At 63.7% G+C, this 25125-nt stretch carries 27 protein-coding genes and 2 pseudogenes; 11 read left to right on the top strand and 18 right to left on the bottom strand.

The genetic code is table 11. The features are described 5' to 3' along the window. Window positions 1–4: 4 nt before the first annotated feature. From ACWPV3_RS09915 to ACWPV3_RS09895, 5 genes are all read right to left on the bottom strand, one after another. Window positions 5–2818, bottom strand: a complete 2814-nt coding sequence (locus ACWPV3_RS09915; protein ID WP_453977766.1) for an ATP-dependent Clp protease ATP-binding subunit — start codon at window positions 2816–2818, stop codon at window positions 5–7. Next, window positions 2721–3875: an AAA family ATPase gene (locus tag ACWPV3_RS09910; protein WP_282438758.1), complete on the bottom strand. Its 1155-nt coding sequence runs from the start codon at window positions 3873–3875 to the stop codon at window positions 2721–2723. The genes ACWPV3_RS09915 and ACWPV3_RS09910 overlap by 98 nt, the downstream gene beginning before the upstream one ends. An 8-nt stretch (window positions 3876–3883) precedes the next feature. Beyond that, complete coding sequence (locus ACWPV3_RS09905) at window positions 3884–4099, bottom strand: AAA family ATPase (RefSeq protein WP_263596091.1); 216 nt, start codon at window positions 4097–4099, stop codon at window positions 3884–3886. Beyond that, the gene (locus ACWPV3_RS09900; RefSeq protein ID WP_248116155.1) at window positions 4078–4521 is read right to left on the bottom strand and encodes an ATP-dependent metallopeptidase FtsH/Yme1/Tma family protein; all 444 of its coding nucleotides are present in this window, start codon (window positions 4519–4521) and stop codon (window positions 4078–4080) included. Before ACWPV3_RS09900 ends, ACWPV3_RS09905 begins: the two co-directional genes overlap by 22 nt. Before the next feature lie 65 nt (window positions 4522–4586). Further along, window positions 4587–5015, bottom strand: coding sequence for a MarR family winged helix-turn-helix transcriptional regulator (locus ACWPV3_RS09895; protein WP_191559099.1), 429 nt, complete (start codon window positions 5013–5015; stop codon window positions 4587–4589). Between the two features lie 107 nt (window positions 5016–5122). On the opposite strand from ACWPV3_RS09895, the gene ACWPV3_RS09890 reads away from it, so the two are divergent. The 4 genes and pseudogenes from ACWPV3_RS09890 (at window position 5123) to ACWPV3_RS09875 (ending at window position 7160) form a co-directional block, all read left to right on the top strand. Further along, window positions 5123–5641, top strand: a complete 519-nt coding sequence (locus tag ACWPV3_RS09890; RefSeq protein WP_248117236.1) for an Hsp20/alpha crystallin family protein — start codon at window positions 5123–5125, stop codon at window positions 5639–5641. 14 nt (window positions 5642–5655) lie between these two features. Then, a pseudogene (locus ACWPV3_RS09885) lies at window positions 5656–6053 on the top strand (Hsp20/alpha crystallin family protein). A 20-nt stretch (window positions 6054–6073) separates the two neighbouring features. Beyond that, window positions 6074–6565 carry an Hsp20/alpha crystallin family protein gene (locus tag ACWPV3_RS09880; RefSeq protein WP_191559100.1) on the top strand — a complete coding sequence of 164 codons (492 nt, stop codon included), beginning with the start codon at window positions 6074–6076 and terminating at the stop codon, window positions 6563–6565. 115 nt (window positions 6566–6680) lie between these two features. Next, window positions 6681–7160, top strand: a complete 480-nt coding sequence (locus tag ACWPV3_RS09875; protein ID WP_453977765.1) for a phosphate-starvation-inducible PsiE family protein — start codon at window positions 6681–6683, stop codon at window positions 7158–7160. Between the two features lie 31 nt (window positions 7161–7191). On the opposite strand, the gene ACWPV3_RS09870 is transcribed toward ACWPV3_RS09875, so the two are convergent. Continuing rightward, window positions 7192–7452: a site-specific integrase gene (locus tag ACWPV3_RS09870; protein WP_191559104.1), complete on the bottom strand. Its 261-nt coding sequence runs from the start codon at window positions 7450–7452 to the stop codon at window positions 7192–7194. Between the two features lie 9 nt (window positions 7453–7461). Between ACWPV3_RS09870 and ACWPV3_RS09865 the strand changes: the two genes are divergently transcribed. Continuing rightward, entirely contained in the window at window positions 7462–7650 is a 189-nt protein-coding gene (locus ACWPV3_RS09865; RefSeq protein WP_191559102.1) for a hypothetical protein, read from the top strand. Between the two features lie 489 nt (window positions 7651–8139). On the opposite strand, the pseudogene ACWPV3_RS09860 reads toward ACWPV3_RS09865, so the two are convergent. From ACWPV3_RS09860 to ACWPV3_RS09840, 5 genes and pseudogenes are all read right to left on the bottom strand, one after another. After that, a pseudogene (locus ACWPV3_RS09860) lies at window positions 8140–8364 on the bottom strand (hypothetical protein); the annotation flags it as partial. Window positions 8365–8478: 114 nt separating this feature from the next. Beyond that, window positions 8479–9042, bottom strand: a complete 564-nt coding sequence (locus ACWPV3_RS09855; RefSeq protein ID WP_312735628.1) for a lipocalin family protein — start codon at window positions 9040–9042, stop codon at window positions 8479–8481. Between the two features lie 45 nt (window positions 9043–9087). Then, window positions 9088–10272: a class I SAM-dependent methyltransferase gene (locus ACWPV3_RS09850; protein ID WP_453978521.1), complete on the bottom strand. Its 1185-nt coding sequence runs from the start codon at window positions 10270–10272 to the stop codon at window positions 9088–9090. A 76-nt stretch (window positions 10273–10348) separates the two neighbouring features. Then, window positions 10349–11152: a DUF1365 domain-containing protein gene (locus ACWPV3_RS09845; protein WP_453977764.1), complete on the bottom strand. Its 804-nt coding sequence runs from the start codon at window positions 11150–11152 to the stop codon at window positions 10349–10351. After that, window positions 11149–12486, bottom strand: coding sequence for an NAD(P)/FAD-dependent oxidoreductase (locus ACWPV3_RS09840; RefSeq protein WP_453977763.1), 1338 nt, complete (start codon window positions 12484–12486; stop codon window positions 11149–11151). The genes ACWPV3_RS09845 and ACWPV3_RS09840 overlap by 4 nt, the downstream gene beginning before the upstream one ends. Before the next feature lie 163 nt (window positions 12487–12649). Between ACWPV3_RS09840 and ACWPV3_RS09835 the strand changes: the two genes are divergently transcribed. From ACWPV3_RS09835 to ACWPV3_RS09825, 3 genes are read left to right on the top strand one after another with little or no spacing between them, the layout of a single operon-like run. Further along, complete coding sequence (locus tag ACWPV3_RS09835; protein WP_453977762.1) at window positions 12650–13228, top strand: sigma-70 family RNA polymerase sigma factor; 579 nt, start codon at window positions 12650–12652, stop codon at window positions 13226–13228. Then, window positions 13225–13863, top strand: a complete 639-nt coding sequence (chrR, locus tag ACWPV3_RS09830; protein WP_312735635.1) for a cadmium/peroxide/UV radiation responsive anti-sigma factor ChrR — start codon at window positions 13225–13227, stop codon at window positions 13861–13863. The genes ACWPV3_RS09835 and chrR overlap by 4 nt, the downstream gene beginning before the upstream one ends. Next, window positions 13860–14660 (top strand): DUF1295 domain-containing protein, encoded by an 801-nt coding sequence (locus tag ACWPV3_RS09825; RefSeq protein ID WP_292087645.1) that lies wholly within the window; start codon window positions 13860–13862, stop codon window positions 14658–14660. Before chrR ends, ACWPV3_RS09825 begins: the two co-directional genes overlap by 4 nt. Here ACWPV3_RS09825 and ACWPV3_RS09820 read toward each other — a convergent pair. Continuing rightward, window positions 14657–15064, bottom strand: coding sequence for a DUF2177 family protein (locus ACWPV3_RS09820; RefSeq protein ID WP_087139026.1), 408 nt, complete (start codon window positions 15062–15064; stop codon window positions 14657–14659). The genes ACWPV3_RS09825 and ACWPV3_RS09820 overlap by 4 nt on opposite strands. Before the next feature lie 223 nt (window positions 15065–15287). Between ACWPV3_RS09820 and ACWPV3_RS09815 the strand changes: the two genes are divergently transcribed. Further along, window positions 15288–15842, top strand: a complete 555-nt coding sequence (locus tag ACWPV3_RS09815; RefSeq protein WP_319078794.1) for a dihydrofolate reductase family protein — start codon at window positions 15288–15290, stop codon at window positions 15840–15842. A gap of 83 nt (window positions 15843–15925) precedes the next feature. Beyond that, a complete protein-coding gene (locus tag ACWPV3_RS09810; RefSeq protein WP_319078793.1) occupies window positions 15926–16168 on the top strand; it encodes a hypothetical protein in 243 nt (80 codons plus the stop codon). Between the two features lie 53 nt (window positions 16169–16221). Here the strand turns inward: ACWPV3_RS09810 and ACWPV3_RS09805 are convergent, their stop codons facing one another. Then, a complete protein-coding gene (locus ACWPV3_RS09805) occupies window positions 16222–17517 on the bottom strand; it encodes a cation:proton antiporter (RefSeq protein WP_185225699.1) in 1296 nt (431 codons plus the stop codon). 261 nt (window positions 17518–17778) lie between these two features. Between ACWPV3_RS09805 and ACWPV3_RS09800 the strand changes: the two genes are divergently transcribed. Further along, complete coding sequence (locus tag ACWPV3_RS09800) at window positions 17779–18177, top strand: putative quinol monooxygenase (protein ID WP_165116481.1); 399 nt, start codon at window positions 17779–17781, stop codon at window positions 18175–18177. Between the two features lie 59 nt (window positions 18178–18236). On the opposite strand, the gene ACWPV3_RS09795 is transcribed toward ACWPV3_RS09800, so the two are convergent. The 5 genes from ACWPV3_RS09795 to ACWPV3_RS09775 form a co-directional block, all read right to left on the bottom strand. Then, complete coding sequence (locus ACWPV3_RS09795; protein ID WP_185225697.1) at window positions 18237–18848, bottom strand: tyrosine-type recombinase/integrase; 612 nt, start codon at window positions 18846–18848, stop codon at window positions 18237–18239. 127 nt (window positions 18849–18975) lie between these two features. Next, window positions 18976–20115, bottom strand: coding sequence for a sensor histidine kinase (locus ACWPV3_RS09790; protein WP_185225696.1), 1140 nt, complete (start codon window positions 20113–20115; stop codon window positions 18976–18978). Continuing rightward, a complete protein-coding gene (locus ACWPV3_RS09785; protein ID WP_165116476.1) occupies window positions 20112–20687 on the bottom strand; it encodes a chemotaxis protein CheB in 576 nt (191 codons plus the stop codon). Before ACWPV3_RS09785 ends, ACWPV3_RS09790 begins: the two co-directional genes overlap by 4 nt. Beyond that, window positions 20684–21508 carry a CheR family methyltransferase gene (locus ACWPV3_RS09780; RefSeq protein WP_185225695.1) on the bottom strand — a complete coding sequence of 275 codons (825 nt, stop codon included), beginning with the start codon at window positions 21506–21508 and terminating at the stop codon, window positions 20684–20686. Before ACWPV3_RS09780 ends, ACWPV3_RS09785 begins: the two co-directional genes overlap by 4 nt. Window positions 21509–21511: 3 nt before the next feature. Then, entirely contained in the window at window positions 21512–24934 is a 3423-nt protein-coding gene (locus ACWPV3_RS09775; RefSeq protein WP_235969013.1) for a response regulator, read from the bottom strand. Window positions 24935–25125 lie beyond the last annotated feature (191 nt).

Genomic DNA, 25125 nt, shown 5'->3' with positions numbered 1-25125 from the left:
GCTGTCACTCGGCGGACTTGTCGTCCTTGGACTGCACCTCATCCCCAACGCTGGGCGTCGGAACGTCCGTCTTGTCTTCGGCGACTGCGCTGGACTCGCCGATCCCGGCTTGGGCCGGATCGTCCGGGCTGTCTTCACCGGTGTCCCTTGCGATCTTTTCGAACACGACCTTCTGATCGTCCGCTGACCAGGCGACGCGGACCTTGTCGCCATCCACGATCCGCCCCGAGAGCAGTTCGCGAGCCAACTCGGTCTCCAGCTCCGACCGGATCAGCCGGCGTAGCTCGCGGGCACCGAATTCGGGACGGAAGCCGACCGCGCCGAAGTGATCCACGACGCTCACATCGGGTTCGAGTTCGACGCCCTGGGTGAGGGCGGTCCGCTTCACCCGGTTGAGCTGCAACTCGACGATCTGGCGGATCTCCGACTGATTCAGCGAATGAAAGACGATGATCTCGTCGATCCGGTTGATGAACTCTGGCCGGAAATGACCGCGCAACACCTCCATCAGTTCGGATTTCTGCTTGGCCTCGTCGAACTCCCTGCTGCCGCGTTTCGTGAGGTTGCGCTGGATGATGTCCGAACCGAGGTTCGAGGTGGCGATGATGATGGTGTTGGTGAAGTCCACCACGCGGCCCTTGCCATCGGTCAGGCGGCCATCGTCGAACACCTGAAGCAGGATGTTGTAGACATCGGGATGCGCCTTTTCGATCTCGTCGAAGAGCACGACCGAGTAGGGCCGACGGCGCACCTTCTCCGTCAGCTGCCCGCCTTCGTCGTATCCGACGTAGCCCGGAGGTGCGCCAACCAACCGGGCAACCGAGTGGCGCTCGCCATACTCCGACATGTCGATACGGATCATCGCATCCTGGTCGCCGAAGATCACCTCGGCGAGCGTCTTGGCCAGTTCCGTCTTGCCAACCCCGGTTGGCCCGAGAAACAGGAAGGTCGCAGTCGGACCGGAACCTTCCCGCAGACCCGCACGCGCCAGGCGCACCGCATCGGCCACGGCGCGGATCGCTTCTTCCTGGCCGATGACGCGCTCGTGCAGCTTCTCCTCGAGCTTGAGGAGTTTGTCCTTCTCCTCGGTGGTCAGCTCCGTGACCGGAACGCCGGTGATCTTGGAGACGATCTGCGCGACGTGATCGGCGCGCACCTCGGCGGTCGCCGAAGCCTGGTCGCGCTTCCAGATTTCCAGAAGCTCGTCCAGCTCCTTCTGCTTCTGCTCCAGCTCCTTCTTCAGTTCTGCTGCCCGGTCGAATTGCTTGCGGGCTGCGGCATAGTCCTGCTCGCGCTTGATCTGCGCGGCTTCGGCCTCCAACTCCTGGACGTCCACAGGGCGCGCTGTGGCGCTGATCTTCACCCGTGCGGCTGCCTGATCGATCAGGTCGATCGCCTTGTCGGGCATGAAGCGGCCAGTGATGTAGCGATCAGAAAGCTCGGCTGCCGCGACGATGGCCTCGTCGGTGATCGTCACCTTGTGGTGCGCCTCCAGCGTGTCGCGCAGGCCGCGCAGGATCATGATGACCTGAGCTACCGTGGGTTCCTCGACATAAACCGGCTGGAACCGTCGCTCGAGCGCCGCGTCCTTCTCGATGTATTTCTGGTACTCGTTGAGCGTCGTCGCGCCGATCAGGTTCAGCTCGCCCCGCGCCAGTGCCGGCTTGAAGGTGTTGGCGATGTCGAGACCACCTTCGCCGCCGCCCTGGCCGGCGCCGACGATGGTGTGGATCTCGTCGATGAACAGGACCAGGCTGTCCTTCTCCTCGGTGATCTCCTTGAGGATCTTCTGGACTCGCTCCTCGAACTCGCCGCGATACTTCGACCCGGCCACCATCGAGTTGATGTTGAGCTCGACCAGCCGCTTGTCGCGCAGCGCCTCGGGCACTTCACCCGCGACGATCCGTTGTGCAAGTCCCTCGACGATGGCGGTCTTGCCCACGCCGGGCTCGCCGATCAGCACCGGGTTGTTCTTTTTGCGGCGGGCCAGCACTTCGATCGTCGTCTCGATCTCGCGGGCGCGGCCGATGACGGGATCGAGCTTGCCTTCGCGGGCGAGCTTCGTCAGGTCACGGCTGAACTGGTCGAGATCGGGCGTGCTGGAAGGCGCCCCCACGCGGCCCTCCTCGGCTCCCTTGCCCACGACCTTGGTCACCTGCTGGCGAAGCGCCTGCGGCGTCAATCCGTATTTGCGCAGGATCGACGCGGCCAGGCCTTCACCTTCCTCGGCAAGGCCGATCAGCAGGTGCTCGGGACCGACATAGGAATGGCCGAGTTCGTTCGAGGCGATGAAGGCCCGGTTCAGCGCGTCCTTCAGGCGAGGACTGACGCCGACTTCGCCTTCCGTCTCGGCCTCTCCACGCTTCGCTTCCTTCTCGATCTGGCGCCGCAGATCGTCCACATCGACCTTGAACTGTTCCAGGATCGTCTTGACTACGTCAGACGAGGTCAATGCCAGAAGCAGATGTTCGGTATCGACCTCGCTGCGCCCGAATTCCCCGGCCTTCTGTGCGGCATCCTGCAGCAGCTTGTTGCCCTGTTCGCTCAGCCGGTCGGCGATGGTGCGTCCGCCGCCGCGCCGCGATCCACGCCGCGGCGCGCCCTCGCCGAAAGTGGCGTCGACGACAGCGTCATCGCCATCACCCATAGAGCCGAGCGTGCCGCCTCGCAGCGGACTGTCACCAAAGAGGCTGCCGAAACTGCTCTCGCCGAAGAACTCGTCAAGAAGGGAACGCCGTCCGAACAGGGACTCCAGTGGCGAGGCGCTGCGCCCCGACCGGCGCGCCATTTCGCTGTAATGCTGGTCGCAAAGCTCCATGTTCTGAACCCTGCCGTTCACCGAGGCGCGCACACGCGCCGTCGCCGGGCGACCGCAAATATCGCAAGCTCCTTTTGCCATTCGTCTTCTCCGCCTTCATTATCCAGTCAGGCGCCAGTGACAGTGTCACGCAGCGACCTGTTGCTCGTTGCAGGAGATCCTGCGCCGATTGCTCGAGAAGATCCAGATTGGTTTCAAGAAAGGTGAGGGTGCGCTTGAACACGCCATCCACAATGTCGCGCACCTTCGCGTCCATCCGCTCAGCAGTGGCGTCGCTGTAGCGGCGGTTAAGCCAGGACGACTGGTCGCCGGTGCCGAGAAAGCCGGGCCGATCGGTGTCGTAGCTGACATGCCCGAGGTCTTCGTCCATCCCGTACCGCGCGACCATGGCGCGGGCGATGTCGGTCGCCTTGACCAGATCGTCCGCCGCCCCGGTCGAGACATGATCGTAGATGATCTTCTCTGCTGCGCGCCCGCCAAGCAGGACTGCGATCTTGGTTTCGAGTTCCTCCCGCGTCATCAGGAAGCGGTCCTCGGTCGGGCGCTGGATGGTGTAGCCGAGCGCGCCAATCCCGCGCGGTATGATCGAGACCTTGTGCACCGGGTCCACCCCCGGCAGAGCCATCGCCACCAGCGCGTGCCCCATCTCGTGGTGCGCCACGATCTCGCGTTCGCGCGGATTGAGCACGCGGTTCTTCTTTTCCAACCCGGCGATGATGCGTTCCACCGCATTGTTGAAGTCGTCCATCGTCACCGCATCAGCCTTGCGGCGCGTGGCGAGCAATGCTGCCTCGTTGACGAGATTGGCAAGATCCGCGCCGGAAGAGCCGGGAGTAAGAGCTGCGACCTTCTCGGCATCGACGTCTGGGGCGAGCGTCACTTTCTTCATGTGCACGTTCAAGATCTGCACACGCCCCGTCTTGTCGGGCCGATCCACCAGCATCTGACGGTCGAAGCGTCCCGCACGCAGCAGCGCGGGGTCGAGAATCTCGGGTCGGTTGGTGGCGGCCAGGAGCACGATGCCCTCTGAAGGGTCGAAGCCGTCGAGCTCGGTCAGAAGCTGGTTCAGCGTCTGCTCACGCTTATCATGGCCACCGGCGATCTAGCCGGAGGAGCGCGCCATCCAAGAGCGTCGAGTTCGTCGATGAAGATGATTGCCGGGGCCGATTTCCGGGCCTGCTCGAACAGGTCGCGCACCCGTGCGGTACCGACGCCCACGAACATCTCGACGAACTCTGATCGCGAGATCGAAAAGAAGGTCACGCCGGTCTCGCCTGCCACCGCGCGCGCCAGAAGCGTCTTGCCGGTTCCCGGCGGCCCGACGAGCAATATGCCTTTGGGGATATGAAGCCGCCAAAACCCTGCTTGTCGGCGAACTTGCGGAACAGCAGCATCCAGATTTCGAAGAAGACAAGCGCTGGCGCCACCCAGGAAATTAGTGTGCCGAAAAAAGTATTCTGAGGAACGCCCGTGATCTCGACGCCGGAGCGGTCGATCCGCTGCAGGATCCCGGGATCCACGACCGTCGTCACGAACTGGCTCTTGCCGTCGACGAGTTCGGTGAAGGCGCCGGTGATGGTGTCTGACCCGACCGCGACCGACGCGATCCTGCCGTCCTCGAGATAGGTTTCGAATTGGCTGTAGCTGATGGGAGCCACGGATTGCCAGCCGGCGATCAGATCCTGGATGAAGATCACGGCCATGAAAGCCATCACCCAGTATCAGATGTTGTATTCGGTCTTCTTTTCCATACGGCTTTTCCTTTTCCCTAGCGCCCGAGCCGCGCCCTGATCCGCTCGAGCAGCGCCAGCAGAATGCGCCTCTCGTCCGCCGTCAGATCCTGCAGGATCTCATCTTCGAGCGCCGATTGCCGCGGTGTGAGTTCCTCCAGCATCGCCCTGGCCTTTGGCGTTGCCGTGACGATCTGCGCCCGTCGGTCGTCGGGTGACGCCCCCCGCTCTACCCAACCGCCCCGTACCATGCGATCGACGAGCTGGCCCGCAGTGGCCCGGCCCACCTCCAGCCGCCCGGCCAGATCGCCGATGGTCAGCCCGGGCGAATCCTCGACATGTGCCGCCCCCATCCAGGACAGGCGGGTCAGGCCGCTGTCGCTGATCTCGTTGTCGATCCGCTGCTGGATGAGCTGCGCGACCCGGTGGATCGTCGTCCCGATCAGGGCAAGATCAGAAGTGATCAAGGGAATCTTTCCTCCGTCTGCATGAGCAACAGGATAGACTGCGGTCCACCCAAAGTGCAATGCAAGCATCATATCTGCTTGCATAATAAATGGATCCGCCTATCTTGATGGGCGGTCTCCGAACCGACATCCAGCCGGCACCGTTGCCCGGTCGGACCATGCCGCGGTTCGGGGGCATCGATCAGCAACAGGAGGCCAGCAATGCTCTTCCGACATATCTGCGCCGCAGCGATCCCTTCGCGCTGATGCGCTCCATGATGCGCGATCTCGACCGCGGCTTCTGGCCCCCGTCCCGCGCGGCGTTCCCGGCGGTGAATGTGTGGCAAGGCTCCGAGGCCGTTGCCGTCACCGCTGAACTTCCCGGCATCGAACCGGGCGACATTGAAATTTCGGTCAAGGACAACGTCCTGACGCTGTCGGGCGAACGCAAGCTGCCCGAGGTTCCCGAAGGTGCGCGCTGGCACCGCAACGAACGCGGTTATGGCAAGTTTTCCCGCGCTATCCGCCTGCCATTCACCGCTTCGGATGACAAGGTCGAGGCGAAGATGACGAACGGCGTATTGCGGATCGTCATCTCCCGGCCCGAGGCAGAAAAGCCTAAGAAAATCGAGATCAAGGCAGCCTGAGAGGAGCTGGAACGATGAGCACCGACATCACGCAAGCCACCGAAAAGACGCCGACCGACACGCCCGAGACCATCGGTGGCGGCCGCGTCTACCGCCCGCTGACCGATATCGTCGAAACCGATCAGGGCGTCTCCATGATGCTGGAAATGCCGGGCGTCGGATCGGATGACGTCGAGATCACGCTTGAAAACCGCGTGCTGACGATCCGCGGCAAGGTTGAGCCGATGCGGCCAGAAAACCTGGAACTTGCCTATGCCGAATATGGCGAGGGGGATTTCGAGAGGGCTTCACGCTTTCCGAGGGTTTCGACCCCGACAGGATCGAGGCCGAGATGCGCGGAGGCGTCCTCACTTTGACGCTCCCCCGAGCCCCTGAAGCGCAGCCAAAAAGGATCGCCGTCAAAGGCGCCTGAAAATCGAAGGAGACACCATCATGCAGATCAAGGACCTGATCCCCTGGGCGCGCAAGGACGGCGCGCCAGACGCCAAGAGCAGCGAAGACAACCCGATCGCGACGCTCCAGTGCGAAATGAACCATGTGTTCGAGAACTTCTGGAACCGGGTCGGTCAGTTCGAATGGCCCTGGGGCAGCGGCGAAGCCAAATCTGACATGGTTGAGACCGACAAGGCGATCGAAGTGTCGATCGAGCTGCCCGGCATGGAGATGAAGGACATCGAGGTGACGGTCAACGATGACATGTTGACTGTGAAGGGGGAGAAGAAGATCGAGCGCCAAGAGGAGAAGAAGGGATACTATCTCTCCGAGCGCAGCTACGGCGCGATCTACCGGACAATTCCGCTTCCCCCCGGTGTGGATGGCGAAAAGGCGCAAGCATCGTTCAAGAACGGGGTTCTGACGATCAAGCTGCCCCAGACTCCCGAGGCGCAGGCCAAGGTCAAGCGCATCGAGGTCAAGAACGGCTGATTTGCCACATTGGGTGTCGCCGGTTTGCGGCGTCCCCTCCGCTCCGTGCGATATCGCACCGTCTGGCGAAGCCCCGGGGAGCTTGTCTCTCCGGGGCGGCTTTCGAGGGGCAATCATGAAAGACTTGCAACGATCCGGGCTGACCCGTGAACAATGGTCGGCGATGACGCTCTACGAGAAGTTCGAGCAAGGTGTCATCTTCGTCCTCAGCGTCATCATTGCGGCGATCGTCGTGGCGTCGGTCTGGGCGCTGATGCGCGAAGTCGTGAACCGCTTGGTTCTCGGGGCATTCGACACTCTCGATTACGCCACCTTCCAGGTGGTGTTCGGCATGATCTTCACCGTGGTGATCGCGCTCGAGTTCAAGCGCTCCCTTCTTGTTGCGACCGAACGCAGCTTCGGGATCCTCCAGGTCCGCACGATCGTGCTGATCGCGCTCCTCGCCATCGCGCGCAAATTCATCATCCTGGACCTCGGCGAGACGGAAACATCCAGGATTGCCGCACTCGCGGGCGCGGCGCTTGCGCTCGGCGCTGTCCACTGGCTGGTGCGCGATCAGGACCGGCGCGAACTCGGAGGCGACGAGACGCGATGACCGCGGCCTCCGCCAGCCCCCGCCTGGTGGGTCAGCCGATGCGTTTCATGGCGCCGTCAGCGAGGCCACGACGGTTGGCTTCGCGCGTGTAGCGTTCGACTTCTTTCAGGCTCTGATGGCCCGTGATCGACATGATTTCATGTGGAGAGCAGCCCGCTTCGGCCAGGCGCTTGGCCGCCGCCTTGCGCAGTCCGTGCGCCGAGCAGTGCGGCAAGCCTGCGATCATCGCAGCTTTCTTGATCCAGTTTCCGAAGCCTTTTTCCGAGTAGGGTTTGCCGTCCTGCGTGGTCAGAACAACTAGGTGTCCGAGCTTGTGGACGGCAAGCGACGCCTGAAGCTGTGGATGCTACGGAATGTCCACGGGCTGGCCGGTCTTGTCCTGGCGCACGATCACCCGGTCGCCGGCGATCTGGTGGACGGTCATCTGCCGCACGTCGCCGGATCTCTGTGCGGTGTAGAGCAGGAGGTCGAAGCCAAGGCGTTGTTTTGAACCGATCGGCCACCCGGACCCTACCCTTCGCATCGATCTCCAGGCAGTGGCAGTGAACCTTCACTAGCAGGCCGGTCTTGGTCACGGCATCGCGTTCAACCAAGCCCTTTCGCGGGCGCTCAGTGGTCCAGCTACAAGCGGATATTCCGGACCGCCGCTTTGAGTCAAATATGGACCTCACCGCCCGATCGCTAGGGGGCCAGCGCATCGCCGATCATGTCGCCCAGAGGCTCGGCCAACTGGTGGGCGTCGCCAATGCGCGACAGCGACGGCTTGCCCGTTCCCACCACCATGGCGTCGCGGCGCCAGACTATGGCGGCCGCCTGACGACCGTCCGGCGCCAGGAGTTCCGCCTCTGCGCCAAGGCCGCCCGTGCCTCCCGGCGTCCTTACCTTGATCCGCCCGGGGATGAAGAAGTTGGCGACGGCTGCGGCCGCCGAACCGGCCTGATGCGTCGGCCGGATGTAGGCGACCCCCCACCCTCACGGTCCCGACCAGGGGCTCAGGCTGCTCGGCGATGTCGAAACGTTCGCTCAGTTCATAGCAGACTTGACGATCCACCTCGGCCAGGACCGCTTGCCGGTCGCTGTCGGACAGGATGGGTTCCGAAACGCCGAACACATCGGCCGGCGCCACCCAGAGCGGGGTGATGGTCGAGGCCAGCCCCTCGTCGCGGCGCTGCGCAACCGCAGCGCGCACCACGTCCGTTCGCGGCGTAAGCCCCTGAAGCCAGCGCCAGGGTCATCGCCCCCAGCCCCCGAAACATCTTGCCCGCCATGGCTTCTCTCCTCTTTTGACAGGAGATACGCACGACGGCAGCCAGCAGATTTACGGGCGATGCCGAGTTTGATGCAACAGCGCGAGATCATAACCAAGCTCTGCCGCCCGGCTCAGGATGGTGGCGCGAACCTCTTGGGAAGGTTTCGCCGTCCGGCTCATCAGCCAGAGATATCGGCCGGAGGGTTCGCCGACGATGGACCAGGAATAGTCGTCGGCATGGTCCAGCACCCAGTAGTCGCCGAGGTAGAAGGGTCCAAAGAAGGAGACTTTCAGCCGTGCATCGCCGCTGTCGGGCACCACCCGGGCCCTGCCCTCGACCGTTTTCACCGGGCCGTCGACGCCACCCTGACGACAGGTGTTGAGCACGCCGACAAGACCATCGTCGCGTCTTGTGTATTCCGCCGTCACCCCCTCGCATCCCCGCTCGAACCCGTTTTCGTAGCGGCCGATCTCGTACCAGAGCCCGGCATATCGGCTCAGGTCGACCATCCTGGTCGGCAGGTGAACATTCGGATTGCCGATTGGGCCACGCTGAAACGTGGCGCAGGCCGATAGTCCAAGGCCGCAGGTGGCTGCGGCGATAAGAATGACTGAAAGGCGTTTCAGGCTCATCGGCATATCCGTCATCAACAGGTCAGGGTCAGCAAGGCGCGTTCGTTAGTCGCGACTCAGGCTCATCTGGATCACATCGGTCCGGGCCGACCGGAAACCGGCCTCGCAGTAGGCGAGATAGAAGCGCCAGAGACGGCGGAAGCGCTCGTCGAAGCCTGCGTTCCTTCGAGCGATATCGGTCCAGGCGCTCTCGAAACCTCGCGCCCATTCAGCCAGGGTGACGGCGTAATTGTCGCCGAAACGCTCGACACCCGTTTTTTTCAGGCCGGTCTGCGCCAGCACGGGCGCCAGCCTCGCCTCGGAAGGCAGGCACCCACCGGGAAAGACATACTTCTGGATGAAGTCGGTACGCGCATCATATTCGTCGAACAGGTCGTCCTGGATGGTGATGATCTGCAGGCCCGCACGTCCTCCCGCCTCCAGGACGTCGTGGACCTTCTGGAAGTATACGGGCCAGTATTCGCGCCCCACCGCCTCGAGCATCTCGATCGAGGCGACGCGGTCGAAGCGGCCCTCCACGTCGCGGTAGTCGACCAGCTGGATATCCGCTCGCTCCGCCAGCCCCGCCTCGAACAGGCGGCGACGCGCATAGTCGTGCTGTTCGCGAGAGATGGTGACACCCGTGACCACGGCCCCGACCTCTCGCGCCGCGAACTCGGCGAACCCGCCCCAGCCGCAGCCGATCTCCAGCACGCTATGCCCCGGCTGAAGGTCCATCATCCGCGCCAAAGCGGCGTACTTGGCGCGCTGGGCGTCCTGCAGCAGCTGTCCCGGCGCCTCGAAACGCGCCGAGGAATAGGTCATCGAGGGGTCCAGCCAGGCGCCATAGAAGGCGTTGCCCAGGTCATAGTGGGCGTGGATATTGCGGCGCGATCCCCGGCGGCTGTTGCGGTTCAGCCGGTGTCCGATCCCGTTGACCAACTTCATCAGAGGGTTGCCGTCGAACAGGCGACGAATGTGGTCGTAGTTGTTGACCAGGGTCTCCAACAGGACCGCCAGGTCAGGCGTGTCCCACTCCCCCGCCATATAGCCTTCCGCAAAGCCGATATCCCCGTTCTTCAGCACACGGGCTGCGCAGCGAGGATCCCGGATGGTCAGGACGGCGGCTTGGCCGGATGTCCGGCCCATCAGCTGATGACGGGCGCCGTCCGGTAGAACGAGGGTGAGCCGCCCCCAGGTCCAGTTGGCGGACAGCAGGTGCACAAGCAGGCCCAGAACCGGAGCCCCCATCCGCTGATCGTTTCGCTCGCCATAGAAGGTGGTGGTCATGTCGTCGGGCGGCCTTTTATTCGGGGACGGCGGATGTTCAACGCGCGACACGGCTCTCTCGAGCCCGCCGCTGGACTGTGACTGCCTCACGGGCCGGCAGCGGCTGGCGCGTCAGGCGAACGCCCTTGAGCCAGAGTTTCAGGGCCTCCCAGTGGATGGCGGCCACGACCTTGAGGGTCATCAGCGGCAGGACCAGCGCCGCGGTCCACAAGGCCCTGTCGTCTAGCGGACGGCGCTCGCCACACATGACGGCGGTGATCAAGAGCCCCTGGGCGTCCACGCCGTCGATGGTCATGTCCAGCCGGGCGCCCGGCGCGTGACCGCGAAAAATGTAGTCCATCTCCATCCCCATGAAGGGCGAGACATAGAGGGCCTTAGCCGCGCCCTGACGGATCAGGCCCGCCGTCTGGTCCGTTTCCGGCACCGGAATGACATAGGCGTGGCGCACGCCGAAGGTGCTGGTCACCTCATAGACCATGGCCGCCAGCCGACCGTCACCGTGATGGCAGTAGTAGAGGCTGATCGGATTGAAGACGTAGCCGAGCACACGCGGCATGGTCAGCAAGCGCACCGCCCCTTCGCCGATGTCGATCCCTGCACGACCGAGGAAGGCCTCGATCTGGGGGCGCAACGCCGCGCCGGAACCGTCGCCGTGATCTCGATCGTGAAAGGACAGCAGGTTGAAACGGTTGCGCGAAAACCAGCTCAGGCTGCGGTCCAGTTCGTCGATCTCCGCCAGATCCAGCAGCAGCCAGAAGACGCGATAGTAAAACCGATGCGCCCTTGGCCGCAGCCGCCGATGCATGACGTCTCCGCGATAGAGGGCGGAGGCCCGGGTCACGCCGCCCTCTCCAGGACAGTGGCCGAAGACGGCGACAGGTGGATGCGGCCGCTCTCGTTCTTTACCGACCAGGGGCGTCGCACGCCGCCCAGTTGCTCGGCCACGGCGAGACCGGACTGCAGGCCATCCTCATGAAAGCCCGCGCCGAAGTGGGCGCCGCAGAACCAGACACCGCCCTGCCCCTGCAGGCTCCACAGCTGTTTCTGGGCCTGAAGGGCGGCGGGGTTGAAGACGGGGTGCTCATAGAGCTCGCTGCGCAACAAGGTGTCGGGCTTGGGCGGACGCGGCGGGTTCAGGGTGACGAAAAGGTCCTGCCCTGGCAGGCCCTGAAGCCTGTTCATCCAGTAGGTGACGCACAGGTCTTCGTCAGCGCCGATATAGTTCCAACTGGCCCACGCGCGGCGGCGATGCGGCATCAGGCCAGCGTCGGTGTGCAGCACCGTCAGGTTGCGGCTGTAGCTGAAGGCGCCCAGCACCTCCTTTTCCTGCGCGGTTGGCTCGTCCAGCATGGCCAGGGCCTGATCGGCATGGGCGCCGATGACGACCTGGTCGAAGCGCTCGACGCCGCCCTGGATGTCGTGGATCATGACGCCCTGGCCTGTGCGCCGCACCGCCGTCACGCCGTGGTTCAGCCGTACGTCGCCTATGGCCCGGGCCAGCCGTTCGACATAGGTCCGGCTTCCACCCTCAACCGTCCGCCACAGCGGTCGGCCGATCAGCTTGAGCAGGCCATGGTTGCCGCAGAAGCGGATGAAGGCCTCTGCCGGATAGTCCAGCAGCGTGTGGGCTGGCGAGGACCAAATCGCCGCCGCCATCGGCAGCAGATGGTCGTCACGGAAGGCCTCGCTGAAGCCTTCGCGCTTCAGATAGTCGCCCAGCGTCAGGTTTGGGTCGCTCAACCCGCCCAGATCAATCGGCGCCTCACGATAGAAGCGCAGGATCTCGCCCAGCATTGACCAGAAGCGCGGGCGAAGGACATTGCGGCGCTGGGCGAACAGACCGGGTGCCGCGTATTCAAACCGGCCGTCGTCCAGCGACACGGCGAAAGACATGTCGGTCGCGCGGGCCTGCACGCCCAGGTGCTCGAACAGGGCGATCAGATTGGGATAGGTGGCGTCGTTGAAGCAGATGAAGCCGGTGTCGACGGCGACATCTCCGGTCGCCGCCCCTGCGGTCACGGTATGGGAATGCCCGCCCAGACGATCCGCTTTTTCATAGAGCGTCACCCTGTGGCGCTGCGACAGCAACCAGGCCGACGACAGGGCGGCCACGCCCGATCCGACCACGGCGATCTTGAGCGGGCCATCGGAAGGACGAGCGGACGAATGCGACATGACGGCTCCGAAACGCGCCCGCGCAATCGCTGCAGGCCTGATCGGATTACGCAGCGGCGTCGCAATCGGATTACGAATGATCCAGACATTTTGCCGAAGCGTATTAGGCTGCATGCATGTCGAGGCCGCCTCTTTCAAATCGTCTGACAGGACCCTGCGGCGCATGAGCGCGGACGGATCCTCGCCGGACGCCTTTGCGCATGACCGCCTGATCGAGGCGGTGGCGTTGCGGCGGGATCGCGAAGCCTTCGCTAAACTGTTCAGCCATTATGCGCCGCGCCTGAAGGCCTGGCTGATCAAGTCAGGCGCGCCCCCTGCCGCCGCAGAAGACTTCGCCCAGGACGCCATGCTGACGGTCTGGCGCAAGGCGGACCTGTTCGACGCGCGCAAGGCCCGGGCCGCGACCTGGATCTTCACCATCGCTCGCAACCGCCGGCTCGACATGCTGCGCCGCGACGCCCGCCCCCTGCCGACGCCCGAAATCGATCTGGCCGAGACCGAGGTGCAGCAACCGGATGACATCCTGTCCGCTTCACAGGACGCCGAACGCATTCGCGACGCCCTGTCGCGCCTCAAGCCCGATCAGGTCGAGGTTCTGCGCCTCGCCTTCTTCCTGGACAGCCCTCATTCCGAAATCGCCCGGCGGCTCGACCTGCCTCTGGGCACCGTCAAATCCCGCATCCGCAACGCCATGATCAAACTTCGCCTCATCCTCGAACCGTCCGAGGAGGCGCCACGATGAACCCCAACCGCAACCCATCCGAAGAACGGCTGCTCGCCTATGCCGCCGGATCGCTCAGCCCGCCCGAGGCCGTGGTCGTCGCCGCCCATCTGGCCTTGCGCCCCGCCAACGACGCCTGGGTTCGCCGCCTTCAGGCCGTGGGCGGTGAGTTTCTGGAGGAGGCCGCGCCGGTGGACCTGTCCGACCACGCCCTGGCGCACGCCATGGCGCTCATCGAAACCGATGCAGGCGAAGCCAGGCCGCCGGCACCGCTCAACGACATGCCCGAACTGCCCGAGCCGCTGCGGCGCTACGCCCTCGGGCCCTGGCGCTGGATCGGCCCCGGCATCCGCGCCCGCGACGTCCACGCCCCGCGCGACGGCGCCTGCCGGGTCATCCTGCTGAAGATCGATCCGGGTCGCGAGACGCCGCGTCACACCCATGGCGGGATCGAACTGACCTGCGTCCTGTCCGGCGCCTACGCCACCGAGACCGAACGCTTCGACGTCGGCGATCTGGAGGAAGCCGACCACGACGTGCTGCACCAGCCGCGCGTGGTGTCGGACAGTCCCTGCCTCTGCGTCGTCGCCCTGGATGGAGAAATCCAGATCGACGGCTGGCTGGGGCGGCTGATGCAGCCCTTCGTACGGCTGTGATCGCCCTGCTGCCGCTCTGGTTTGCGGCGGCCCTGTTTCTCGTTCTGGTCATGAGCGCGGCCTGGGCGGTTCAGCGCCGCACCGGCCAAGGCGGATGGGCCGACGCCTTCTGGTCATTCGGCCTCGGTATGGCTGGCGTCGGCGTCGCCCTGTTTCCTCTCGGCGGCGTGGCGCCGTCATACCGCCAATGGCTGATCGCCAGCCTGATCGGGCTCTGGGGCCTGCGGCTGGGCCTGCATATCGCACGCCGCGCCGCCGGCGAAAACGAGGACGCGCGCTACGCCCGGCTGCGCACCGAATGGGGCGACAGATTCCAGGCCCGGATGTTCGGCTTCCTGATGCTTCAGTCCGGGGCCGCCGCCTTCCTGGCGCTCAGCGTACTGCTGGCGGCGCGCAACCCGATGCCCGGGCTGACCCTGCAAGATGGTTTCGCGACCCTGATCTTCATGTCCGCCCTGCTGGGCGAAGGTGTGGCCGACCGTGAGCTGGCCGCCTTCAAGGCTGATCCCGCCCATCGAGGCCGCGTCTGCGACACCGGCCTCTGGGCCTGGTCACGGCACCCCAACTATTTCTTCGAGTGGCTGGGCTGGTGCGCCTGGCCGGTGTTCGCCATCGACGTCAGCGGCGCCTGGCCCTGGGGCTGGCTGGCACTGACGGGTCCTGCCTACATCTACTGGCTGCTGAACCATGTGTCGGGCGTCCCCTTGCTGGAGGCCCATATGCGCCGTTCGCGACCCGACGCATTCGCCGCCTACGCCGCCCGCACCAGCCGCTTCTTCCTTCGGAAACCGCGTTAGACGACGCGCAGCAGGCGCATGGCCAGGGCGCAGGCGATCGATGACGAAACGGCGCTGACGCAGACGCCCCAAGCCATGTCGATCAGCGACAGTTTCAGACTCCAGGTCTTGAGCGTGGCCAGATTGGTCAGGTCGTAGGTCCCATATGCGAACAGGCCGAACAGTCCGCCCCACAGCAGCGCCTTCTTCCACCCGCCTTCGGCAAGGCCTGGCAGTACCGCGAAGAGCGTCAGGCCCCCAGCATAGAGCGCATAGAAGGCCACCGCCGGCGCCAGCCTGAAGTTGTCCGCCAGCATCGAGCCGATCAGGGGGCGGTAAAGCCGGTTCCCCATGCTGCCGAGCCAGGCCGAGTCGATCACGGCGAAGACGAGGAGGGTCAAAATGTAGGGGGCAGCTATATTCACGGCTCAGCTCCATAAGCTCCTCACCGATACGCCCCGAATGCGCTGACGGATCGATCTTCGGGATATGAATGTCTGAATTGCGCCAGGAGCGGTCATGCGGACCATGCCGGAAAGACGACATTCCGTGCGTGGATCAGAGGTCCTCTTTCGGGGGCGATGCCTGCTTCGCAAACCAACCCGTTGCGGACGTTGAGCTCGAGCCAAGATCGCATAGGCTAGCCTCATGGGACTTCTGACCTTCAGCATCAACCTCACTCTAGATGGCTGCGTCGACCATCAGGAAGGCATCGCCGACGACGAGACGCACGCCTTTTTTACCCGCTTGATGGACGAGAGCGGCGCGATGCCCTGGGGTCGTGTGACCTACGAGATGATGGAGAGATACTGGCCTACCGTCGCTAGTGGCGAGGTGGATGCACCTGCGGCGATCCGCGAGTGGGCGGTCAAGCTGGAAGACAAACCAAAGTATGTGGCGTCAACGACGCGTACGACGTTCCCGTGGACAAACAGCCACCATCTTGGCAGCGACTTACATGCGGCGGTGCAAGCGCTGAAGGACGCTACGCCGGCTGGCGTGCTCCTCGGCAGCGGCAAGCTGGCGACGGAACTAGATCGGTCGAATCTGATCGACGAATACAAGCTCGTCGTTCATCCAAGGATAGCAGGGCACGGTCCGACCCTTTGTCACGCCGGCTTGTCCGCAACACGCAGACTAGAACTGCTCTCGACCAAGCCTTTCAGTAACGGCGCGGTCGCTATGCATTACCGAGCTCATTGATTGAAAGTTGGGACGATGTCCGCTTCCCACCCGAGGCGGACATCGGCCCAGCCGATTAGGCTAGTGCGATCTGGGGTATTCGCATGTCAAAGTCGCCTGCTGGATCGTTCGAACTGACCATGGGCAGTGATGTCCAGCGTGACGGCATGTTCCTCGAACTGTCGGATGGGGTGATCGAACACGCGCCCTTGGCAGAGGTTTTCTACGCTGACGCAAACGGTCAGATGACCTTGGCGACGTTTGATAACGGAAGCATCCCCCTTGAAGTCGTGGAGTGGCTCATCTCGGAAGCTAAGCGAAGGCTACCGCCAGTCGATGACCGCTAACCACCCGTAGCGGACATTTGAGGTGCCTGATCCAATCGGCCTTGGTCACAAAGTCAGGCTGACGTTCCTCGCCCCGACGTTTCGGCCTGCACCCCATCCGCCTCTGCATCCGGATCGCGGCCTTCGCTGCGGTCAAACCATCGCATCACCGGCGTGACCGTGATCCCGTGCAGCAGGATCGACATCAGGCAGATCAGCCCCACGATGGCCCACAGCCGGTCGTCGCTCTCGAACGGCGCGGCGTTCAGCCCATAGGCCAGATAGTAGAAGGACCCCACGCCCCGGATCCCGAAGAAGGCCAGAATCAGCTTCTCGCGCATCGGCTGCCTCCAGCCGATGAAGCCGATCATCCCGGTCAGAGGCCGCACCACCAGCACGATCGCCAACGCCACCATCGCATCCAGCGGCCGCAGCGGCGCCAGCAGGCCCGACGCCAGCGCCCCGCCGAACAGCACCAGCACCACCATCATCGCCATACGCTCGATCTGCTCGATGAAGTCGTGCATCTCGACTTGGAAATCGTGGTCCCGGTCGGCGTGCCGGAACGCCAGCGCCGTGATGAACACCGCCAGAAAGCCGTAGCAGTGCAGCATCTCCGTCACCGAGTATGAGATGAAGGTCGCCGCCAGGGCGATGAACCCGTCGCGCGTCGCGGCCAGTCGCGTGCTGACCGGAATGGTGAAGGTCAGCCAGCCGAACAGCCAGCCGATCGCCCAGCCGATGCCCAGCCCGGCGCCGATTTCCCACAGCACGCTGACGGTCAGCCACTCTACGAACCAGTCGTCCTTCTGGCCCTCCGCCACCAGGGCCAGGGCGATGGCCAGGTTCACGAACGGGAACGCCAACCCGTCATTCAGCCCCGCCTCGGACGTCAGGCCGAACCGCACCTCGTCTTCACGCCCTTCGCCCGGCGCCGCCACCTGGATGTCCGACGCCAGCACAGGATCGGTCGGCGCCAGCGTGCCGGCCAGCAGGATCGCCCCCGCCAGGCCCAGCCCCAGGACCGTCCATCCCAGCAGCACGATCGCCACGATCGACAGCATCATGGTGACGCCCAGCAACCGCCAGGTCACGCCCCATCGCCTCGGATTGAAGATCCGGTCGATCTTCAGCCCTGCCCCCATCAGAGCGATGATCACCACGAACTCGGTCAGCCGCTCGGTGATCTCGGGATAGGTCTGCGGCAGCGGATCGAACCCCACCTGCGGCAGGCTGAACAGCGCGGCCCCAAGCCCGACGCAGACGATCGGCAGCGAAAGCGGCGCGCGCCGGAACACCAGCGGCAGCCACGCCACCAGCGCGACCAGCGCCCCCACCACAAACAGCATGAGGATATAGGGATCGGGCATGGCTCTCCGGAGGATCGACAAGGCGTCGTTCCCTTAATGCGGCAACGCCCGTCCGGTTACCGGTCGTTTCTAGAGGCTATGGTTCCACGCCCCGTTGTTTCGATGAGGAACGTCCACTAATCACCCCGATTTGGCGTCAAGGGCGACTGCTTTCCGGCCTAACGGCCAACATCCGCGTTCGGCGCCAAAGCCCAGGACCGAAATCGACCCGTTGCGGAACTATCCGCTTGTCTCGATCCATCGGCCAGCTAACGTATTGCGATGGAAATCAGCCGCAGAATCGTCGTTGCTGGCGTGGGCTTGGCCGTCACTTCACCGCTTCGCGCGTCTGCTGCGGACATGGAAAGTTCATCGATGTACGGCTTGATCGGCAAAATGACAGCGCAGCCAGGTCATCGCGACGAGCTGGTCAGAGTCCTCATCGAGGGTGTAAGCGGACTGCCGGGCTGTTTGAGCTACATCGTTGCTTTGGACCCGCTAGAGCCGGAGGTGATTTGGATCACAGAGGCATGGCAGAGCAAGGAAGCGCACGGCGCGTCACTCACGCTTCCGGCGGTCCGCGATGCGATCTCGAGAGGGCGACCGATGATCGCGGGAATGTCGAGGGTGGCCGAGACGGCGCCCGCAGGAGGGTACGGCCTCTCGGCGCCTGCCCACTAACATCCGCTTCCCACCCAAAGCTGACCATCGCCGGGCCTGCTTCAGGGCCCGGCTTAGGGTCACAAGTCGATTTGCTCTGACATCTCCCAGGCGTCATCCACCTCGATACCGAGATATCTGACTATGCTCTCCAATCTCCTGTGGCCGATCAGGAGCTGGCATGCGCGAAGATTGCCTGTCATTCTTGTGAATGAGCGAGACCTTAGTGCGTCTAAGGCTGTGAGCGCCGTACCCTTAGGGCTGCGCCATCGGTCTATCAGCCCAGCATACGGCCTGGCGCCGATGTGCTGGCCGCACCGGCTCCGGCTTGGGAACGGCCAGTCGTCTTCAGGCTGGCGCCGCACACTCAGGCGAGCAGCGATCGCATCACGCGCAGGCTCGGTGATCTCAACGGGCACAGGTCTCCCGGTCTTCTGTTGGATGACGACCGACCGCTGACGGAGAACACCGCCTCTCGCCGCATCGCTCACGCGAAGTCGGACCAGGTCGCAGGCGCGTAGTTTCGAATCCAACGCGCAGTTGAACATGGCGAGGTCGCGAAATCTCCTGGCCACACTCAACTGTTGTCGGATGGACCAGATGAGCTTGGGCTTAAGCGGCGCCTTGGGGCCGATTAGACGGCCGGCGTTCCCTGAGGGCTTCGGTTGTAGGAACAGGTCAGACTGTCGCATGCCCCCTTCTCTGAGGTCGCCTGCCTGTCGTGACGCCTGCTTCCAGATAATGAACTTCTGTGCGCCAGTCCCAGACATTCACTGCCGCATTGTTTGGCAATAGCCGCGCCTACTCCGACGGTCGATGCTATGCTGAACGCGGCAACCGTATGGTGAAACAGCTGCCGGCGCCCGGACCGTCGCTTTCCACGCGGATGTCGCCCTTATGCAGATCGACCAGTTGGCGGACCAGGGCCAGACCGATGCCAAGGCCTTCGCTGGATCGATCGTCGGGCCCCTTCAACTGCGTGTACAGCTCAAAGACCCGAGCTTGCATATCCTTGGAAATGCCGACGCCAGTGTCGGAGACGGCGACTTCGACGTAGTCGGGCCCGGCGTTCGCCCGGAGCTGGATCGTCCCGCCCGACGGAGTGTATTTGGCTGCGTTGGTCAGCAGATTGCTGACGATCTGCGATAGGCGGGTGAAGTCGGCTGTGACCCATACGGCTTCCGTCGGTAGGTCAAACGTGAAGGCATGCCCACCCGCGTCGATCCTGGGACGGCTTGTATCGATCGCGGAGTCCAGCACGGTCTTTAACTGCACCCGTTCGAAGCGCAGGGCGATCTTGCCCTGATCGATCCTCGAAACGTCAAGCAGATCCTCGACAAGCCGCGAGAGGTGAAACACTTGGGTCGCCATCCGCTCCCGGATGACGGCGGCTTGATCTGGCTCGCCGGCGCGATCGAGCAACTTCAGCCCTGCGTTCAGGGCCATGATGGGATTGCGTAGCTCATGACCCAAGACCGCCAGGAACTCGTTCTTGCGTTGATCTGCGGCGCTCAAGGCCGTCGCATGCACGTCCAATTCGTCTCGTTGCAGGCGTATCCGCTCACGCTGCTGATAGAGTTCAATGAAGATCTCCGTCTTCATTCGCAGGATATCAGGCTCGATCGGCTTCTGGATAAAATCGACCGCGCCGGCCTCATAGCCGCGAAACCGGCGCTGCTGTTCTGCGCTGCCCGCCGTGACGAAGATGATGGGGACATGACGGACCCGGGCGTTGCCGCGCATGAATTCGGCCAGTTGGAAGCCGTCCATGCCAGGCATCTGCACGTCTAGGAGGGCGAGAGCGACGTCTTCGGCAAGGAGCAGCTCAAGCGCCTGATCTCCGGACTTCGCCTTGAGCAGGTGGAGACCTTCGCGCTGGAGCAAAGCCTCAAGCGCGAGGATATTTTCCTCGAGATCATCAACGAGAAGAACCTTTATCGGGGTGTCGAGGGTCGTCATGCGGCTTCGAGTTCCACCAGATAGTTTGCGATGTCCGCCAGACTCATGGCCGTTGCGCCCGCGCAGGCCGCGAGAGCGGCTTCTGGCATCGCTGACGCATAGGCCTCTGACGGGCGTTCGACGAAGGCCTCGCCACCCCTTTCCATAACGGCTCTCAGTCCGGCGGCCCCGTCGTTGTTGGCGCCCGTCAGCACGACACCGATCAGGCCGGCTCCATAGGCGTCGGCGGCGCTTTCGAAGAGAACGTCAATCGATGGGCGAGAATAGTTGACCGGCTCATCCGAGGACAGGGCCAGCCCGCCATCTCGCTCGACCAGAAGGTGATAATCGGGGGGCGCAAAATAGACGGTTCCAGGAAGGACCCTTTCCTTGTCCTCGGCTTCAAGCACCGCAAGGGCGCAGCTCGCTTGAAGCAGCGGCACGAGACCATTGCCTCGATCCGGGGGGACATGGACCGCGATCAGAATGGGCAAGGGATAGTCCGCTGGGAGGATGGGAAGGATGGCTAAAAGCGCCTGGACGGCGCCGGCGGAAGCGCCGATCACCACCGCGCGTTGTGATGGGACACTCATGCGCCTAGCCTTCGGTAGAGCTTTTCCTGGAGGACGAACTCAGAAAATTCGCCGGCGTGGGCTGAAAACCTCAAACTTTCCTTGGAGCCGAGGCCGAGGAAGCCTCCGCGTGGCAGGGAGTTCTTGAACAGGCCGATGGCGCGATCCTGCAGGGCGCGATCAAAATAGATCATGACATTGCGGCAGGAGATCAGTTGCATCTCGGCGAACACCGCGTCCGTGACCAGGCTGTGATCGGAGAAGACGACCCGGGCGCTGAGGCTACGGTCGAAGACGGCCCGCCCGTAGTCGGCCGTATAGTAGTCGGACAGGGACGAACGTCCGCCCGACTTCTGGTGGTTCTCAGTGAATTTGCGCAGCCGATCGAGGGCGTAGACCCCGGCTTCCGCTGCGCGGAGCGCATCGGGATTGATGTCGGTCGCGTAGAAGAGGGTGCGATCATACAGCCCTTCCTCCTGGAACAGGATGGCCAGGGAGTAGACTTCCTCGCCGGTGCTGCACCCCGCGATCCAAACCTTGAGCGACGGATAGGTGCGCAGATGTGGAAGCACGGTCTCGCGCAAGGCTTTGAAATAGGTCGGATCGCGAAACATCTCGCTGACTTGCACAGTCAGATAGCCCAGCAGCCGGGGCAGCATCGTCGGGTCGTGCAGGACAGCGTCCTGCAGCGCGGTCAGCGTCGGATAGCCCATCTGGTCGCGGGCCTGGACCAGCCTCCGCTTGATCGACGCACGGGCATAGTGACGGAAGTCGAAATGATAGCGCTGGAACAGCGCCTCCAGCAGCAGTTGGATTTCGAGGTCTTCGAGAGTGTCGGCCATGGATCAGCGCGGCATCCACACGCGGACCAGAGAGAGCAACTTATCGACATCCAGGGGCTTGGCCATGTAGTCGTTGGCCCCTGCTGCGAGACAGCGTTCCTGGTCGTCCGGCATGGCTTTGGCGGTCAGCATCAGGATCGGCAGGCCGCCCCAGCGTCCATCGCTCCGGATGCGCTGTGTCGCGGTGAGCCCGTCCATGACCGGCATCATCACATCCATCAGAACGAGGTCTATGGCGGGTGCAGAGGCGGCGGACGCATCGAGCGCGTCGAGCGCTTCCTGCCCGTTGCGCGCGATCTGCACGACGACGCCGCGCGGTTCGAGGACGCTGGTGAGGGAATAGATGTTTCGGACATCATCCTCGACGACGAGGATGCGCCGGCCTTCCAGCACGGCGTCTCGATTTCGCGCCTTCTGGATCATGCGCTGCTGTTCGGGCGGCATGTCGGCGACCACCTGGTGGAGGAACAGCGAGACCTCATCCAGCAGGCGTTCCGGCGACTTGGCGCCCTTGATGATGATTGAGCTGGAGTAGCGGCGCAGTTGTTGCTCGTGGTCCGCCGTCAGATCCTGGCCGGTATAGACGATCACCGGCGGATAGGCCTGCTGACCGTTCAGACTGAGCGTCTCCAGCAGCGAGAAGCCGGAGGCGTCGGGCAGGGACAGGTCCACAACCATGCAGTCGAAGGTCTGCTGTTCGAGGGTTTGAAGGCATTCCGCCGCCGTGCCCACCCCAACCGTCTCGACCCCGCCGCTCGACAGAAGGGCTCTCATGGCCTCGCGCTGGACGGCGTCATCCTCCACGATCAGGACTCGTCGAACGGTCCGGGTGAGGTTCTCCTCCAGGGCCCGAAGGACATCCGCCAGCGCCTCACGTTTGACCGGCTTGGTGAGATACCCCATCGCGCCAAGCGCGCGCGCGGTCGTGGCATGGTCTCCAGCGGACACCACATGAATCGGTATATGGCGGGTCTGGTCGTCGCGCTTCAGCGTGTCCAGGACCGTCAGACCGGACTGGTCAGGAAGGCCGACGTCAAGGACGATGGCGCTCGGCCGGTACTGTTTGGCGAGCTTGATCGCGTCCTCGCCATTACTGGCCACAAGACACTGGAACGCCATTTCGCGCGACAGGTCCCGGACGATGGCGGCGAAACGATCGTCGTCTTCAACGACCAGCAACGTGCGCCGGTTCACGGCCAGCGCGTCCCGATCATCCTCAACCGCGCGGGGCAGGACAGCGGGCGACGATTTCGGGGCGGCCTGCGTGACTGAGGACGCCGCGGGTTGCGGAGCAAAGGGCGCGCGCGACGCAACCTGAGCGGCGTCGTAGGCGAGGGGCGCGCTGAGGGTGAAGGTGCTGCCTTTGCCGGGCTTGCTTTCCAGAGTGATCGCGCCTCCGAGCAACCGAGCCAGTTCCCTGGAGATCGAAAGTCCGAGCCCCGTCCCGCCGTACTTGCGGCTGATCGTGCCGTCGGCCTGCTGGAAGGCTTCGAAGATGCTGTTCTGCTGTTCGCGCGAAATACCGATTCCGGTGTCTTTCACCGAAAAATCCAAGCCCCGGTCGCCGGGCGCGATCCTCAGCTTTACGCTCCCCTTCTCTGTGAACTTGAAGGCGTTCGAAAGCAGGTTCTTAAGGATCTGTTCCAGACGTTGACGGTCCGTCTCAACCAGATCGGGCGTCCCCTTGGCGACGTCGATCGTGAAGTTCAGCCCCCGCTGGTCTGCAATCGGATCGAACAGCTGGCGCAAGTCGCCGGCCAGTCTCTGGACCGAAACAGCTTCGGGACGGATCTGGACGTGCCCGGCCTCGATCTTGGAGAGGTCGAGAATGTCGTTGATCAACGTCAACAGATCGTCGCCCGAGGACTGAATGGTCCGGGCGTAGCGAACCTGCTCTTCGGACAGGTTTCCGTCGCTGTTGTCGCCGAGAAGCTTCGACAGGATCAGCAGGGAGTTAAGAGGCGTCCGGAGTTCGTGGGACATGTTGGCGAGGAAGTCGGACTTGTACTGGCTGGCCGCTTCGAGCTCCCGGGCCTTGAGGGCCAGATCGGCGCCGGTCCGTTCCAGGTCGTCGCGCTGTCCCTCCAGAACCTGTGCTTGCTCTTCCAGCTGGCTGTTGGTCTGTTCAAGCTCCACCTGCTGCTGCTCCAGCCGCACCTGGGATTCCTTGAGCGCGCGCCCCTGCTCCTCCAACTCCTCGTTGGAAACCCGAAGCTCTTCGCTCTGCACCTGTAGTTCCTCGGACTGGCGCTGGGTCTCTTCGAGGGCGTTCTGAAGATCCAGACGATAGCGCGCCGACCTGAGGGCGACGCCTATCGCAGCCGCACTTTCGTCCAGCAGCCGAAGGACCTGCGGTCCCGGGGCATGGATAAAGCCCAACTCGATCACGGCGTTGATGACGCCATCGGCGTTCGCAGGGGCGATGACGAGATGACGCGGGTCATCCCGTCCCAGCGCGGATCCAATAGTCAGATAGCCTTGAGGGACATCCGTCAGCAGCACTGACGCCCCATCAGCGGCGACCTGGCCCAGAAGGCCCTCCTTAAGTCGGAACTCCATAGGCACGGGCGCGTCTGATGGAACGCCCAGGGTGGCGGCGCGGCGGAAAACGCCGCCTTCGCCCTTGAAGATCGCTGCGGCTTGAAAGTCGACATATCGAGCCAGGAAGCCCAAGATGCTGTCGGCCAGCGCCTCGATGGTCTTGTCGCCGCTCATTGCTTCGGCGAGCCCAACCTGTCCGGCCTGAAGCCACTCCCGCCGGGCGCGTTCCCGCGTGCTGTTGCGGATGAGCAGGAACACCCCGACGGTGAGGGCGGCGCCGAGCAGGGCGGACAGGATTCCGGTCAGCAGGGCGGTCCGGTAAGCGACCTCCATCTCAGACAGCCACTGTCGCCGCTGCTGCGCGACGTCGGCGCGCATGATGGCCAAGCGTTCCCGGATCGCATTCATCGCCGTCCTGCCGCGGTCGGTTTCGATCATCGCGACGGCCGCCGCGAGGCCGCCCGTACGCCGCGCTTCGATTCCCCGGGTCAACTGCTCCATCTTGACGCCGACATGGCGCTTGACCTCTTTGAGGTTGGCCTGCTGCGCTGGGTCGCGCGAGGTCACTTCGGTGAGGATCGCAAGGTCACGGTCCATTGCGGCCACGGCGTCTTCGTAGGGCTCAAGATAACGGTCTTGGCCCGTGAGAAGGTAACCGCGCTGTCCCGTTTCAGCGTCCTGCACGGTCGACAGGACCTGGTCTATGGCCACCAGTGTCGTATGGGTTCCAACCACCTTCTGACTATTGGCGCGCAGGCCCTGGACGTTGAGGTAGGCGACGACGCCGCTAATCAGGAAGAAGGCGAGAACGAGCACGACGCCCACTCCGACCCAAATTTCGACCTTCGATCGAATGCGTCCAACGCCATGCTGCGTCTGAGCCAAGCTCGCTCTCCAACCCGAAAAGTTCATTCCGCCCGTCCATAGCTGCAAGCCACACCTGGGCAAACAGTGCTGAGGACGCCACCGATGTTTTCATAATTTCCCTGACCGAAAGCGGACGTCACCAACCGCCGCTTTGAGTCAGAAGCGGTCGTCTGGCGGCCGCGTGTTCACTTCCCCTTCGCTCTGCCACC

Source organism: Brevundimonas sp. Marseille-Q4549, from assembly GCF_976940555.1.
Note: the sequence above shows the minus strand (reverse complement) of the source record. Positions and strands in the feature narration are given on the sequence as shown.

Coding starts and splice junctions, on each gene's coding strand:
- ACWPV3_RS09890 (WP_248117236.1), top strand. CDS start 5,123: ATGGGCGGTCTCCGAACCGACATCCAGCCGGCACCGTTGCCCGGTCGG.
- ACWPV3_RS09795 (WP_185225697.1), bottom strand. CDS start 18,848: ATGCGACAGTCTGACCTGTTCCTACAACCGAAGCCCTCAGGGAACGCC.
- ACWPV3_RS09855 (WP_312735628.1), bottom strand. CDS start 9,042: ATGAGCCTGAAACGCCTTTCAGTCATTCTTATCGCCGCAGCCACCTGC.
- ACWPV3_RS09785 (WP_165116476.1), bottom strand. CDS start 20,687: ATGAGTGTCCCATCACAACGCGCGGTGGTGATCGGCGCTTCCGCCGGC.
- ACWPV3_RS09850 (WP_453978521.1), bottom strand. CDS start 10,272: ATGGGGGCTCCGGTTCTGGGCCTGCTTGTGCACCTGCTGTCCGCCAAC.
- ACWPV3_RS09900 (WP_248116155.1), bottom strand. CDS start 4,521: ATGGCCGTGATCTTCATCCAGGATCTGATCGCCGGCTGGCAATCCGTG.
- ACWPV3_RS09880 (WP_191559100.1), top strand. CDS start 6,074: ATGCAGATCAAGGACCTGATCCCCTGGGCGCGCAAGGACGGCGCGCCA.
- ACWPV3_RS09835 (WP_453977762.1), top strand. CDS start 12,650: ATGAGCGCGGACGGATCCTCGCCGGACGCCTTTGCGCATGACCGCCTG.
- ACWPV3_RS09805 (WP_185225699.1), bottom strand. CDS start 17,517: ATGCCCGATCCCTATATCCTCATGCTGTTTGTGGTGGGGGCGCTGGTC.
- ACWPV3_RS09810 (WP_319078793.1), top strand. CDS start 15,926: ATGTCAAAGTCGCCTGCTGGATCGTTCGAACTGACCATGGGCAGTGAT.
- ACWPV3_RS09840 (WP_453977763.1), bottom strand. CDS start 12,486: ATGTCGCATTCGTCCGCTCGTCCTTCCGATGGCCCGCTCAAGATCGCC.
- ACWPV3_RS09915 (WP_453977766.1), bottom strand. CDS start 2,818: ATGGAGCTTTGCGACCAGCATTACAGCGAAATGGCGCGCCGGTCGGGG.
- ACWPV3_RS09780 (WP_185225695.1), bottom strand. CDS start 21,508: ATGGCCGACACTCTCGAAGACCTCGAAATCCAACTGCTGCTGGAGGCG.
- ACWPV3_RS09815 (WP_319078794.1), top strand. CDS start 15,288: ATGGGACTTCTGACCTTCAGCATCAACCTCACTCTAGATGGCTGCGTC.
- ACWPV3_RS09875 (WP_453977765.1), top strand. CDS start 6,681: ATGAAAGACTTGCAACGATCCGGGCTGACCCGTGAACAATGGTCGGCG.
- ACWPV3_RS09790 (WP_185225696.1), bottom strand. CDS start 20,115: ATGACGACCCTCGACACCCCGATAAAGGTTCTTCTCGTTGATGATCTC.
- chrR (WP_312735635.1), top strand. CDS start 13,225: ATGAACCCCAACCGCAACCCATCCGAAGAACGGCTGCTCGCCTATGCC.
- ACWPV3_RS09800 (WP_165116481.1), top strand. CDS start 17,779: ATGGAAATCAGCCGCAGAATCGTCGTTGCTGGCGTGGGCTTGGCCGTC.